Below are 13,667 nucleotides of genomic sequence, written 5' to 3'. Positions count from 1 at the left end.
CCACTTGAGACCTCTTCATGACTGCCTCGTCCCGATTTCTGGCCTGGCTGGTGTTTCCGTTGTGCGCCCTGAGCAGCTTCAACCTGCTGGCCGATACCGTAGAAGGCGCACCGCAAGCGCTGCACCTGCTTGATTACATCAGCGCCGACTACCCGCAGACGGTCGCGGCGGGCAAAGTCGTCGACGACTCCGAATATCGCGAGCAGCTCGAGTTCACTCAGGCGCTGCAAGGCTTGATCGCTGACATGCCGGCCAAACCCGAGAAAGCGGCGCTGGAGCAGGGTATCGAAGCGCTGCACGCGGCGATCACGGCGAAGCAGGACGGCGCCGACGTTGCCCGTCAGGCCCGGCAACTGGGCGCACAACTGGCCGTGGCGTATGAAGTCAGCCAGGCGCCGATCATCACCCCGGATCCGACCCGTGGCGCGCCGCTGTATGCGCAAAACTGCTCGGTGTGCCACGGCGCCAGCGGCGCCGGCGACGGTCCGGCAGGTCTGGGCATGACGCCAGCGCCGGCCAATCTGCGTGATGCGGCGCGTCTGGATCACCTGAGTCTGTACGCGATCTACAACACCCTCGGCCAAGGCGTCGAAGGCACCGACATGCCAGCGTTTGCCGATCAACTGGATGATCGTCAGCGTTGGGATCTGGCCACCTACATCGCCGGCTTCAGCGCCGACGCCGCGGCGGCCACCTCCGAGAAAACCTACAACATCGCCGATCTGGCTCGCCAGACGCCGGCCGAAGTGCAGGCCGCCGAAGGTCCGCAAGCCGCTGCGACGTTCCGTGCCCAACGTGCACAGCCGCCGCAGGTCAAACGCGGCCCGGCGCAGTTGCTCGACTACACCGCAGCAACCCTGGACAAGAGCCTCGCGGCTTACCGTGCCGGAGAACATGATCAGGCCTACGACCTGTCGGTAGCGGCGTATCTGGAAGGTTTCGAACTGGTTGAAAGTTCGCTGGATAACGTTGACGCCAACGTGCGCAAGGACACCGAGAAGTCGTTGATGGCTTACCGGCAGTCGTTGCAGGACGGCCTGCCGGTGGCGCAGGCCGAACAACGTCTGGACGCGGCGAAAGCCAAACTCAAAGAGTCCGCCGGGTTGCTCGGCAGCGATGGTCTGAGCTGGTCGCTGAGCTACATTTCCGGCCTGCTGATTCTGCTGCGTGAAGGTCTGGAAGCGATTCTGGTGCTGGCGGCGATCCTCGCGTTCTTGCGCAACACCGGTCAGCAATCGGCGGTGCGCAGCGTCAACGTCGGTTGGGGCCTGGCGTTGCTGGCCGGCCTCGGCACTTGGGCGCTGGCGGCGTATGTGATTGATGTCAGCGGTTCGCAACGTGAGCTTCTGGAAGGTGCGACGGCGCTGTTCGCCAGTGTGATGGTGTTGTGGCTCGGCGTGTGGATGCATGACCGTCGTCACGCCGCGGCCTGGCAGGATTACATCAAGAGCAGCCTGGTGGGCGGCGGCGGGCGTTTCGGCTTCGCGATCCTGGCGTTCTTCTCGGTCTATCGCGAACTCTTCGAAGTGATCCTGTTCTACGAAACCCTGTGGCTGCAGGCCGGTCCTGCCGGGCATGACGCGGTGCTCGCCGGTGGGGCGACGGCGCTGGTGCTGCTGGTCGGTCTGGCGTGGGTGATCCTGCGCGGTTCGGCGAAACTGCCGCTGACACTGTTCTTCAGCATCAACGCCGCGCTGCTGTGCGCGCTGTCGGTGGTGTTTGCCGGGCATGGCGTGAAGGCGTTGCAGGAAGCCGGGATCTTCGGCACGCGGCCGGTGGCGTTCTTCGAGTTCGATTGGCTGGGGATTCACGCCGATGCCTATTCGCTGACGGCGCAGGCTGTGGCGATCCTGGCGATTGTTGTGCTGTACGGGCGCAGTTGGGTGGCCGAGAAGAAGCGGGTCACCGCTTAACCGCATTCGCTGCGCTCACATTCGCGGGCAAGCCCGCTCCCACAGGATTTGCGCGTAACCTGTGGGAGCGGGCTTGCCCGCGATGCTTTTTGGGAAGAGGAAAAGATGATGCGTGTATGGATCGATGCCGACGCCTGCCCTCGGCAGGCGAAGGATCTGGTGGTGAAGTTTGCCCTCAAGCGCCAGTTCGAGGTGGTGCTGGTGGCCGGGCAGCCGCAGACCAAACCGGGGCTGGCCATCGTCAAGCTGATCGTGGTGCCGAGCGGCCCGGATGCGGCGGACGATTATCTGGTCGAGCACGCGGTGCCTGGTGAGCTGGTGATTTGCAGCGATATCCCGCTGGCCGATCGGCTGGTGAAGAAGGGCGTGGCGGCGCTGGATCCGCGCGGCAAGGAGTTCGATGCGCAGAACATGGGCGAACGCCTGGCCGTACGCAACCTGTTCACCGATCTGCGTGAGCAGGGTCAGATGAGTGGCGGCCCCGCACCGTTCGGCGATCGCGAGAAGCAGGCGTTCGCCAATGCGCTGGACCGGATTCTCACCCGTCTTTCACGGCAATCCTGATTCATCCGAACATCTGTGGCGAGGGGATTTATCCCCGATGGCTCGCGAAGCGGGCCCCTCTTGATCTTGAAAAGATGGGGACCTGCTGCGCAGGCCATCGGGGATAAATCCCCTCACCACAACGGGTTTAGCAATTAAGGTCAGGCGTCGTTCTCGTGGGTCAGTTCAAGTACGCGGTCGACGAGTTTGTTGATCCCCGACGCCGCTTCGCTGATGTTCTGCGCCAGCATGTACGCCGGGGTGGTCACCAGTTTGCGCGCCTTGTCTTCGACGATGTCGGTCACCGCGCAGTCTTCGTGGGTCGCGCCCATCTTGTTCATCGCCGTGGCGGTGTCGGCGTCATTGCCGATAGTGCAGGTCACGCCCGGGCCGTAGATCTTTGCCGCGAGTGCCGGCGAGATGCACATCAGACCGACCGGTTTGCCCGCTTCGGCGAACGCTTCGGCCAACGCCAGAACCTCAGGCTGCACGGTGCAACCCGCGCCCTCGACGGCGAAGTTTGAAAGGTTTTTCGCCGCGCCAAAACCGCCCGGCACGATCAGCGCATCGAAGTCGTCGACATCGGCCTCGCGGATGTCCTTGATGTTGCCGCGAGCGATGCGTGCCGATTCCACCAGCACATTGCGCGACTCGGGCATTTCTTCACCGGTCAGGTGATTGATCACATGCAATTGCGCGATGTTCGGCGCGAAGCACTGCACCTGCGCGCCGCGTTGATCGAGGCGCAGCAGGGTGATGACGCTCTCGTGGATTTCGGCGCCGTCGTATACGCCACTGCCGGACAGGATCACTGCAACTTTTTTGCTCATGGGTTTCTCTCCAGATTCATGGCGCTAAATGTCCACTAATTTGTCGCGTGTTGCCATAGGGTTAAGGGGCGGCTACACCTAGGATCTGTCCTTGGTATTCCAGTCGGGACGCGTCATGGACTTCATTCTGTATGCGGTGCCGTTTTTCCTGGTGTTGATTGTGCTCGAGCTGATCGCCGACCGTTTGCGCGGGGTGAGCAACTATCGCCTGGCCGACGCGGTGAACAGCATCAGCACCGGCGTGCTGTCGACCACCACCGGCCTTTTGACCAAAGGGGTCGGCCTCCTGACGTACGCCTTTGCCCTGGAGCATCTGGCGTTGTTCAAGCTTTCGGCAGACAGCCCTTGGGTCTGGGTTTTTGCCTTCGTCCTCTACGACTTCTGCTACTACTGGCTGCACCGCATGGGGCATGAGCGCAACATCCTCTGGGCGGCGCACTCGGTGCATCACCAGAGCGAGGAGTACAACCTCTCTACTGCGCTGCGCCAGACCAGTACCGGGTTTCTGCTCGGCTGGATTTTTTACCTGCCGATGGCCGTGCTGGGTGTGCCGCTGCTGGTGTTCGTCAGCGTCGCGGCGCTGAACCTGCTTTATCAATTCTGGGTGCACACCAAGCACATTCCCAAGCTCGGCTGGTTCGAGTGGTGCTTTGTCACGCCATCCAATCATCGGGCTCACCATGCACAGAACGCTCTCTACATGGATCGCAACTACGGCGGGGTGTTCATTCTTTGGGATCGACTGTTCGGCACGTTTCAGGAAGAGGACGACAACGAACCGGTGATTTTCGGCGTGACCACGCCGCTGGCGAGCTGGAATCCGCTATGGGCGAATCTGCAGTTTTATGCGCAGTTGTGGGATGACGCGCGGCGGGCCGAGAGTCGGTGGGACAAACTGCGGATCTGGTTCATGCGCACGGGTTGGCGGCCAGCGGACGTCGCGGCGAAGTATCCGATGAGCAAACCGGATCTGACCCGGTTCCGTAAATTCGAAGTGCCGCTTGAGCGCCGCCAGCAGTGGTACGTGGCGCTGCAGTTCTGCGCATATATCGCGTTAGGCAGCTATCTGATGAACCTGGAGCGCAGTTTGCCGCCTGCCGCGTTGTTGCTCGGCTGGGGCGCGGTGGCGTTCGGTGTGTTTGGGTTGGGCGTAACCCTGGAGAATCGCCCGTGGGCGCTGAAAGTAGAACTGCTGCGGCTGGCGTTGAACCTGCCATTGGTGTGGCTGGCGCCGCTGGTCGGGCTATGGCCGGCCAGCCCGTTGGTGTGGGCCGGCCTGTTCGGTTACAGCCTGCTCAGTGGCATCGGGCTGTATGGCTGTCGCCAGCGAATTACTCGGCTGGCGTCTTAGGTTCGGCGGCTTTGGCCTGTTCAGCCTGGTGCAGCTGTGCGGCTTTCGCGGCTTGCTCGTCGGCGTAGACCTGCTTCGCCAGACGGGCGTTCTTGAAGCGACGACGCAGCCACAGGCCAACGCCCAGTACCAGCAACGCCCCGAGTACCCACAGCTCGTATTTCTTGATACTGCCGAGCATGCCTTCCAGCACCGCGCCGAAGTGATAAGCGGCGGCGGCCAGCGCCGTGGCCCAGATCGCTGCGCCAATCCCGTTGAGCAGCAGATAACGTCCCGGCGGATAACCCGACAGGCCGATCGCCACCGGCATCACCGTGCGCAAGCCGTAAACGAAGCGGAAGCTCAGAACCCAGATGTCCGGATGCTTGCGGATGTGCTCCAGCGCGCGGTCGCCCATCAGCTGCCAGCGCGGTTTGCGCGCGAGCAATTTGCGCCCGTGCTTGCGGCCCAGGAAGTACCACAGCTGATCGCCGGCATAGCTGCCGAAGAACGCCACGACCACCACCAGATTGATGTCCATGTAGCCACGGAACGCAAGGAAGCCCGCGAGCACCAGGATGGTTTCGCCTTCGAAGAACGTGCCGAGGAACAAGGCAAAGTAGCCAAAGTCATGCAGAAATTGTTGGAGCATTGTCTGGGTGCTGGCGAAATGAACGCGCAGCCTAACCCTTCGGACACATTCATGAAAGTGTCGAAATGTGTCTCGACGTGAACAATTCCTACACTGAGAATGGAATGCGGCTACATGTCACGGGTCTCACACAACTGTCATCTGTTAGTCATAATGGCCGTCTATAACTGTCACGCTCGCCCGTTTGCGCGGGCTCAGGAGTCTGCCGTGAGCTTTACCCCTGCCAACCGTTTATTCCCAGCCACGCGCCTGCGCCGCAATCGCCGTGATGATTTTTCGCGTCGGCTGGTGCGGGAAAATGTGCTGACGGTCGATGACCTGATCCTGCCGGTGTTCGTGCTCGACGGTGAAAACCGTCGCGAAGCCGTGGCGTCGATGCCGGGTGTAGAGCGTTTGACCATCGACCTGCTGCTTGAAGAAGCGGCGAAATGGGTCGAGCTGGGGATTCCGGCGCTGGCGCTGTTCCCGGTGACGCCACCTGAACTGAAATCCCTCGACGCTGCCGAAGCCTGGAATCCTGAAGGCATCGCCCAGCGTGCGACGCGCGCGTTGCGTGATCGCTTTCCGGAACTGGGGGTGATCACCGACGTCGCCCTCGATCCGTTCACCACCCACGGTCAGGACGGCATTCTCGACGAAGACGGCTACGTGCAGAACGACATCACCGTCGACGCACTGGTCCGCCAGGCCTTGTCCCATGCCGAGGCTGGCGCTCAAGTGGTTGCGCCGTCGGACATGATGGACGGCCGTATCCAGGCGATCCGCGAGGCGCTGGAGATTGCCGGACACGTCAATGTGCGGATCATGGCCTATTCAGCCAAGTACGCTAGCGCCTATTACGGCCCGTTCCGCGATGCCGTGGGTTCGGCTTCGAACCTGGGCAAGGCGAACAAGGCTTCCTATCAGATGGACCCGGCCAACAGCGACGAAGCGCTGCACGAAGTCGGCGCGGACTTGTCTGAAGGCGCGGACATGGTCATGGTCAAACCGGGCATGCCGTACCTGGACATTCTTTTCCGGGTAAAAGATGCCTTCAAAGTGCCGACCTTCGTCTATCAGGTTAGCGGCGAATACGCCATGCACATGGCGGCGATCCAGAATGGCTGGTTGAGCGAGGCGGTGATTCTTGAATCACTGACCGCCTTTAAACGTGCCGGCGCTGATGGCATCCTGACTTACTTTGCTGTCCGCGCCGCTCAATTGTTACGAGAGCAGAAATAGCCCTCCCAGGAACATTCGATGAATACCGAAGGACTCACAGAAGTTGCAGTAAAAGAAGCTCAGCCGGTGGTGGAGCAAATCACCGAAACCCCGCCGGAACTGGAGCCTGCGCCACCCGCGCCGGTCACCGAACCTGCTGCGGCGGCACCGGTGATAGCGATTCCCGGCCTGGATGACAGCAGCCTGTATATCCATCGCGAGCTTTCGCAACTGCAATTCAACATCCGCGTGCTGGAGCAGGCGCTGGACGAGTCCTATCCGTTGCTGGAGCGGCTGAAGTTCCTGCTGATCTTCTCCAGTAACCTCGACGAATTCTTCGAAATCCGCGTTGCCGGCCTTAAAAAGCAGATCACCTTCGCCCGTGAACAGGCCGGCGCCGATGGCCTGCAACCGCATCAAGCGCTGGCGCGGATCAGTGAGCTGGTCCACGGTCATGTTGACCGTCAGTACGCGATCCTCAACGATATCCTGCTGCCGGAGCTGGAAAAGCATCAGGTGCGTTTCATCCGTCGCCGCCACTGGACGACCAAGATCAAAACCTGGGTGCGCCGCTACTTCCGCGACGAGATCGCGCCGATCATCACCCCGATCGGTCTCGACCCGACGCACCCGTTCCCGTTGCTGGTAAACAAGAGCCTGAACTTCATCGTCGAGCTCGAAGGCATCGACGCCTTCGGTCGCGATTCCGGTCTGGCAATCATCCCGGCACCGCGTCTGTTGCCACGGATCATCAAGGTACCGGAAGAAGTCGGCGGCGCCGGCGACAACTATGTGTTCCTCTCGTCGATGATCCACGCCCACGCCGATGACCTGTTCCAGGGCATGAAGGTAAAAGGCTGCTACCAGTTCCGTCTGACCCGGAACGCCGACCTGGCGCTGGATTCCGAAGACGTTGAAGACTTGGCCCGTGCCCTGCGTGGCGAGTTGTTCTCGCGTCGTTACGGTGACGCGGTGCGTCTGGAAGTCGCCGACACCTGCCCGAAACATCTGTCTGACTACCTGCTCAAGCAGTTCAACCTGAGCGAGACCGAGCTGTATCAGGTCAACGGCCCGGTCAACCTGACGCGTCTGTTCAGCATCACCGGTCTGGATAGTCATCCGGAGCTGCAATACACGCCGTTCACCCCGCAGATCCCGAAACTGCTGCAAAACAGCGAGAACATTTTCAGCGTGGTCAGCAAGCAGGACATTTTGCTGCTGCACCCGTTCGAGTCGTTCACCCCGGTGGTCGACCTGCTGCGCCAGGCGGCGAAAGACCCGCACGTTCTGGCCGTGCGCCAGACGCTGTACCGCTCCGGCGCCAACTCGGAAATCGTCGATGCGCTGGTGGATGCCGCGCGTAACGGCAAGGAAGTCACGGCGGTCATCGAACTGCGTGCGCGTTTTGACGAAGAATCCAACCTGCAACTGGCCAGCCGTCTGCAAGCAGCGGGCGCGGTGGTGATCTACGGCGTGGTCGGCTTCAAGACCCACGCCAAGATGATGCTGATCCTGCGTCGCGAGGCCGGCGAGATTGTGCGTTACGCGCACCTCGGCACCGGTAACTATCACGCCGGCAACGCCAAGCTCTACACCGACTACAGCTTGCTGACCTCCGACGATGCCTTGTGCGAAGACGTCGGCAAACTGTTCAGCCAGTTGATCGGCATGGGTAAAACGCTGCGCATGAAGAAGCTGTTGCATGCGCCGTTTACCCTGAAGAAGGGCATGCTCGACATGATTGCCCGCGAAACCCAGTTCGCCGTCGAAGGCAAACCGGCGCACATCATTGCCAAGTTCAACTCGCTGACCGATCCGAAGATCATTCGCGCGCTGTACAAGGCCAGCCAGTCCGGCGTGCGCATCGATCTGGTGGTGCGTGGCATGTGCTGCCTGCGACCGGGCATTGCCGGGGTTTCGCACAACATTCATGTGCGCTCGATCATCGGCCGCTTCCTTGAGCACACCCGGGTGTTCTACTTCCTTAATGGCGGCGAGGAGCAGATGTTCCTCTCCAGTGCCGACTGGATGGAACGCAACCTCGACAAGCGCGTCGAGACTTGCTTCCCGGTGGAAGGCAAGAAACTGCTGACCCGGGTGAAGAAAGAGCTGGAGCTGTACCTGACCGACAACACCCACAGCTGGAGCTTGCAGTCGGATGGTCGTTACATCCGCAACACGCCAACCGGCAACCAGAACCCGCGCAGTGCGCAGGCGACGTTGCTGGAGCGGTTGGGCAGCCCGATTTTGCCGGTGAGCAGCTGACCTTCAGCCCATAAAAAAGGCGATCCCACGGGATCGCCTTTTTTGTGCCTGCCGTTCACTCACCTGTGGCGAGGGGATTTATCCCCGATGGGGCGCGAAGCGGCCCCGGTCTTTTTCCCCAAAAAAAGCTGGGACTGCTCCGCAGTCCATCGGGGATAAATCCCCTCGCCACAAGGGTTATCAGTGGACGGTGAGGACGATGCCAACCCGCGTCAACCAATCCGCCTCAAGCCCGAAATCCGCCTGAGTCAGCTGATTCTCATCCAGCCAGTTTTCCGGGAATTCCACATCCAGAGTGTTGCCCTTCGCATGCAAAACCACCTGCGGCATCGCCTGCGTGCCGCGAATGTGGTGGAACAGAATGGCAAAGCGCAGCAACACGCAGAGGCGGATCAGCTTGTCGCCGTCGTCACCGAAATCGGCAAACTTGTCCTTGGGAATGTTGCGGCGATGGCCGCGCACCAGCAGGGCGAGCATTTGCTGATCTTCGCGGGAGAACCCGGCCAGATCCGAGTGCTCGATCAGGTAGGCGCCGTGCTTGTGGTAGTGATAGTGGGCGATGTCGAGGCCGACTTCGTGCACTTTCGCAGCCCAGCCCAGCAGTTCGCGCCAGATACCGTCATCCAGTTCCCAGTCCGCAGCCACCTGATCGAAGGCGTGCAGGGCTTTGCGTTCAACCCGCGCGGCCTGTTCCAGGTCGACGTGATAGCGCTCCATCAGCGAGGTCAGGGTGCGTTCGCGCACGTCTTCGTGGTGATGGCGACCGAGCAGGTCGTAGAGCACGCCCTCACGCAGCGCACCGTCGCAGTGATCCATGCGTTGCAGTTCAAGGGCGTCGAAGATCGCTTCGAGAATCGCCAGACCTGCCGGGAAAATTGCCCGGCGATCAGGCTTGATGCCTTCGAAATCGATCTTGTCGACATCGCCGAGTTTGAACAGCCGGCGCTTGAGCCACGCCAGACCTTCGGCATTCACTTCACCAGTGCCGTGCCCGCCGGCCTTCAGCGCCAGGCCGATGGCGCGGATGGTGCCCGAGGAGCCGATGGCTTCATCCCAGGTCAGGCGATGCAGGGCGTGTTCGATGCTCATGATCTCCAGTCGCGCCGCCGTGTAGGCCTGGGCGTAGCGGGCCGGAGTAATCTTGCCGTCCTTGAAATAGCGTTGAGTGAAGCTGACGCAGCCCATTTGCAGGCTTTCGCGCAGCAGCGGTTCGAAGCGCTGGCCGATGATGAATTCGGTACTGCCGCCGCCGATGTCGGCGACCAGGCGTTTGCCCGGGGTGTCGGCGAGGGTGTGCGACACGCCCAGATAGATCAGGCGCGCCTCTTCACGGCCGGAGATGACTTCCACCGGGTGACCGAGGATTTCTTCGGCGCGGTGGATGAATTCGAGGCGGTTGCGCGCTTCGCGCAGGGCGTTGGTGCCGACGATGCGTACGGCGCCCAGCGGCATACCGTTGATCAGTTGGGCAAAACGCTTGAGGCAATCGAGGCCACGTTGCATCGATTCTTCGTTGAGCTGGCGCTGATCGTCGATGCCGGCGGCCAGCTGAACCTTCTCGCCCAGGCGCTCGAGAATGCGGATTTCGCCGTTCTGGGCCTTGGCCACGACCATGTGAAAGCTGTTGGAGCCCAGGTCGATTGCGGCGATCAGGGACAGATTCTTGGCTTGGGATTGCGGCATGGTCTGGGGGTCTCGGTCGATAACCCCGACATCGTGCCACGATCAAACGCTGGCGCCAACGCGCATGGTTCAAACCGTTGATTCAGCGCAGAAAAGCTTGAGACCGCGGCGCGGTCAATCGCGGGCAAGCCCGCTCCCACAGGTTTTTGTGTCGAACACACAATCATGTTCCGCCGCAGAACCCTGTGGGAGCGGGCTTGCCCGCGAAGGGGCCGCTAAAGTCCCTGAATAACCTTCAGGCTGTCGCTTCAACCGTACCAATGAAGTTGGCCAATTCCACCGTCTGCGGATTGGCAAACAACACCTTCGGATCCCCCACCTCATGCACCTTGCCATGGTGCATGAACACCAGTTTGTCACCCACCTCACGAGCAAAGCGCATTTCGTGGGTGACCATGATCAGCGTCATGCCCTCCTTGGCCAGTTGGCGCACCACGGCGAGCACTTCATTGACCAGTTCCGGGTCGAGCGCCGAGGTGATCTCGTCACACAGCAGCACCTTGGGCGACATCGCCAGCGCCCGGGCAATCGCCACCCGTTGCTGTTGCCCGCCGGACAACCGATCCGGGAAGGCATCAAATTTCTCCCCCAGGCCGACCCGTTCGAGCATCTTGCGCGCCAGATCCGCAGCCTTGGCCTTGGGCACCTTCTGCACCACTTGCGGCGCGAGCATCACGTTTTCACCCACGGTCAGGTGCGGGAACAGGTTGAACTGCTGAAACACCATGCCGACCTTCTGCCGCAGGCTGCGCAGGTCGGCGCGGGCGGCGTCGAGGTACTCGCCGTCGACTTCGATCACGCCGTCGTTGATCGATTCCAGGCCATTGAGCGTGCGCAGCAGGGTCGATTTGCCCGAGCCGCTGCGGCCGATGATTGCCACCACCTGGCCTTCCTCGACACTGAGGTCGATACCTTTGAGCACGTGGTGATCGCCGTAGTATTTATGCAGGGCGGAAATTCTAAGCAGAGGCATGCAGTCTCCTTTCCAGGTAGCGCGCACTGAGGGACAAGGGGTAGCAGAGCAGGAAGTAGCCGAGGGCGACGAGGCCGTAGACCATGAACGGTTCGAACGTGGCGTTGGCGAGCATGCCGCCGGTCTTGGTCAGTTCGGTGAAACCGATGATCGAGGTCACGGCGGTGCCTTTGACCACTTGCACCGAAAAGCCCACGGTCGGCGCCACGGCAATGCGCAAGGCTTGCGGCAGGATCACGTAGCGCAGCTGTTCCAGTGGATTCAGCGCCAGACTCGCCGAGGCTTCCCATTGGCCATTCGCGATCGATCCGACGCAACCGCGCCAGATCTCCGCCAGATAGGCGCTGGTGAACAAGGTCAGAGCAATCGCCGCCGCCATCCACGGCGAGATCTCGATCCCTGCCAGTGCGACGCCGAAGAACACCAGAAACAGCTGCATCAACAGCGGCGTGCCCTGAAACAGTTCGATCCAGGTCCGGGCGATGTTGCTCGACACAGGGTTTTTCGAGATGCGCATGATCAGGATCAGCAGCCCGACGAGGCCACCGCCGATAAACGCCACCAGCGACAACGCCAGCGTCCATTGCAGACCGGTGAGCAGGTTGCGCAGGATGTCCCAGAAGGTGAAGTCGCTCATTGGCTGCTCCTCGCGATGTAGCGGCGGCCGACCCAGTTCAGCAGTTGGCGGATCAGCAGCGCCATGCACAGGTAGATCAGCGTGGTCAGCGCGTAGGTTTCAAAAGCGCGGAAGTTGCGCGACTGAATGAAGTTGGCGGCGAAGCTCAGCTCCTCGGTGGCGATCTGCGAACACACCGCCGAGCCGAGCATGACGATGATGATCTGGCTGCTCAGGGCCGGCCAGACCTTGCCCAGCGCCGGCAGCAGCACCACATGGCGGAACGCCTCGAAGCGCGTCATTGCCAGCGCGGCGGCGGCTTCCAGTTGCCCGCGCGGGATCGCCTGAATGCCGGCGCGGATGATCTCGGTCGAGTAAGCGCCGAGGTTGATCACCATCGCCAGCACCGCCGCCTGCCACTCGGAAATCTGTACACCAAGCGACGGCAAGCCGAAGAAGATGAAGAACAGTTGCACCAGAAACGGCGTGTTGCGGATCAACTCGACGTAGACGCCGAAGATCGCCGAGAACGGGCGGATGTTCCACGCCCGCACCAGCGCCCCGACAATGCCCACGCCAACCCCGAGCAGCGCGCCAATGGCCGTCAACTCAAGGGTGAACAGCGCGCCGCGCAGCAGCAGGTCGGTGTTTTCCAGCACCGGCATGAAATCGAACTGATAAGCCATGAAGGTCTCCCGCGCAGTCGATCAGAGATCGGCCGGCAGCGGCTCTTTCAGCCAGGTCTGCGAGTTCTTTTCCAGAGCGCCGTCAGCCTTGGCGGTGGTCAGGATGTCGTTGACCTTGGCCAGCAGCGCCGCTTCGTTCTTGTTCACGCCAACGTAGACCGGCGAATCCTTGAGCTTCACTTTCAGCGCCGGCACACGTTTTGGGTTCTTTTCGCTGATCGCGACCATCACCACGTTGCCGCTGGCGATCAGGTCGACTTGGCCGGCGAGGTAAGCGGCGATGGTCGAGTTGTTGTCTTCGAAGCGCTTGATGGTCACGCCTTCGGGGGCAACCTTGGTCAGCTCGATGTCTTCGATGGCGCCACGGGTGACGCTGATGGTTTTGCCTTTGAGGTCGTCAAGGTTGGCGATCGCAGCGTCTGGCGGGCCGAACACGGCGAGGTAGAACGGCGCGTAGGCGCGAGAAAAATCGATGACTTTCTCGCGCTCGGGGTTTTTGCCGAGGCTGGAAATCACCAGGTCGACCTTGCCGGTGGTCAGGAACGGGATGCGGTTAGTGCTGTTGACCGGCGTCAGTTCGAGTTTGACCTTGAGTTGATCGGCCAGCAGTTTCGCCGTATCGATGTCCAGGCCACGAGGCTTCATGTCCGGGCCGACCGAGCCGAAAGGCGGGAAGTCCTGGGGCACCGCAACTTTCAATGTGCCGCGTTTGACCACATCGTCGAGACCGTCGGCGTGAGCAGGGGCCTGGCTTAGCAGCAGAGAGGAGAACAGGGCGGCGAGGAGGGCGCTGTAACGCTTGGTCATGGACAATCTCCGGATCGGCGGGAAGTTAAATCTGCGATCGGACAGAGCATGCGCCGTGCCAATACGCGGTTTTTGCCCCGGCAGGCCGTAGTTTCAGCGGGTTTGTTCGGTCTTACTGGTCTGAACAGTCAGGTAGTTTTTCGCACTGCCATGGCGCATCGGCCCGCCG

12 protein-coding genes are annotated in these 13,667 nt (G+C 61.4%); 5 read left to right on the top strand and 7 right to left on the bottom strand.

Annotation, left to right across the window (positions count from 1 at the left end; genetic code table 11):
• The first annotated feature begins 17 nt into the window (after positions 1-17).
• Entirely contained in the window at positions 18-1,913 is a 1,896-nt protein-coding gene (locus tag ACVVH8_RS28725; RefSeq protein ID WP_475227566.1) for an FTR1 family protein, read from the top strand.
• A 108-nt stretch (positions 1,914-2,021) separates the two neighbouring features.
• Positions 2,022-2,477 (top strand): YaiI/YqxD family protein, encoded by a 456-nt coding sequence (locus ACVVH8_RS28720; protein ID WP_315445066.1) that lies wholly within the window; start codon positions 2,022-2,024, stop codon positions 2,475-2,477.
• Between the two features lie 140 nt (positions 2,478-2,617).
• Here ACVVH8_RS28720 and elbB read toward each other — a convergent pair whose 3' ends face one another.
• Positions 2,618-3,286 (bottom strand): isoprenoid biosynthesis glyoxalase ElbB, encoded by a 669-nt coding sequence (elbB, locus tag ACVVH8_RS28715; RefSeq protein ID WP_103302530.1) that lies wholly within the window; start codon positions 3,284-3,286, stop codon positions 2,618-2,620.
• A gap of 115 nt (positions 3,287-3,401) precedes the next feature.
• Between elbB and ACVVH8_RS28710 the strand changes: the two genes are divergently transcribed.
• The gene (locus ACVVH8_RS28710) at positions 3,402-4,637 is read left to right on the top strand and encodes a sterol desaturase family protein (RefSeq protein WP_475227564.1); all 1,236 of its coding nucleotides are present in this window, start codon (positions 3,402-3,404) and stop codon (positions 4,635-4,637) included.
• Here ACVVH8_RS28710 and ACVVH8_RS28705 read toward each other — a convergent pair.
• On the bottom strand, positions 4,618-5,268 hold the full coding sequence (locus tag ACVVH8_RS28705) for a DedA family protein (protein WP_103302528.1): 651 nt from the start codon (positions 5,266-5,268) through the stop codon (positions 4,618-4,620). The two genes, ACVVH8_RS28710 and ACVVH8_RS28705, sit on opposite strands and share 20 nt — an antisense overlap.
• A gap of 207 nt (positions 5,269-5,475) precedes the next feature.
• On the opposite strand from ACVVH8_RS28705, the gene hemB reads away from it, so the two are divergent.
• A complete protein-coding gene (gene hemB / locus ACVVH8_RS28700; RefSeq protein ID WP_103302527.1) occupies positions 5,476-6,489 on the top strand; it encodes a porphobilinogen synthase in 1,014 nt (337 codons plus the stop codon).
• Between the two features lie 18 nt (positions 6,490-6,507).
• Entirely contained in the window at positions 6,508-8,733 is a 2,226-nt protein-coding gene (ppk1, locus tag ACVVH8_RS28695) for a polyphosphate kinase 1 (RefSeq protein ID WP_103302526.1), read from the top strand.
• A 180-nt stretch (positions 8,734-8,913) separates the two neighbouring features.
• Here ppk1 and ppx read toward each other — a convergent pair whose 3' ends face one another.
• The 5 genes from ppx to ACVVH8_RS28670 form a co-directional block, all read right to left on the bottom strand.
• The gene (gene ppx / locus ACVVH8_RS28690; RefSeq protein ID WP_103302525.1) at positions 8,914-10,416 is read right to left on the bottom strand and encodes an exopolyphosphatase; all 1,503 of its coding nucleotides are present in this window, start codon (positions 10,414-10,416) and stop codon (positions 8,914-8,916) included.
• 235 nt (positions 10,417-10,651) lie between these two features.
• Complete coding sequence (locus tag ACVVH8_RS28685) at positions 10,652-11,389, bottom strand: amino acid ABC transporter ATP-binding protein (protein ID WP_103302524.1); 738 nt, start codon at positions 11,387-11,389, stop codon at positions 10,652-10,654.
• Positions 11,376-12,026: an ABC transporter permease subunit gene (locus ACVVH8_RS28680; protein WP_315445068.1), complete on the bottom strand. Its 651-nt coding sequence runs from the start codon at positions 12,024-12,026 to the stop codon at positions 11,376-11,378. Before ACVVH8_RS28680 ends, ACVVH8_RS28685 begins: the two co-directional genes overlap by 14 nt.
• Complete coding sequence (locus tag ACVVH8_RS28675) at positions 12,023-12,691, bottom strand: amino acid ABC transporter permease (RefSeq protein ID WP_213026920.1); 669 nt, start codon at positions 12,689-12,691, stop codon at positions 12,023-12,025. The genes ACVVH8_RS28680 and ACVVH8_RS28675 overlap by 4 nt, the downstream gene beginning before the upstream one ends.
• Positions 12,692-12,712: 21 nt before the next feature.
• The gene (locus tag ACVVH8_RS28670; protein ID WP_103302521.1) at positions 12,713-13,498 is read right to left on the bottom strand and encodes a transporter substrate-binding domain-containing protein; all 786 of its coding nucleotides are present in this window, start codon (positions 13,496-13,498) and stop codon (positions 12,713-12,715) included.
• Between the last annotated feature and the right edge of the window lie 169 nt (positions 13,499-13,667).

This window comes from Pseudomonas trutticola BRTCR10, from assembly GCF_056155105.1.
This window is presented reverse-complemented; position numbering and strand designations above follow the sequence as displayed.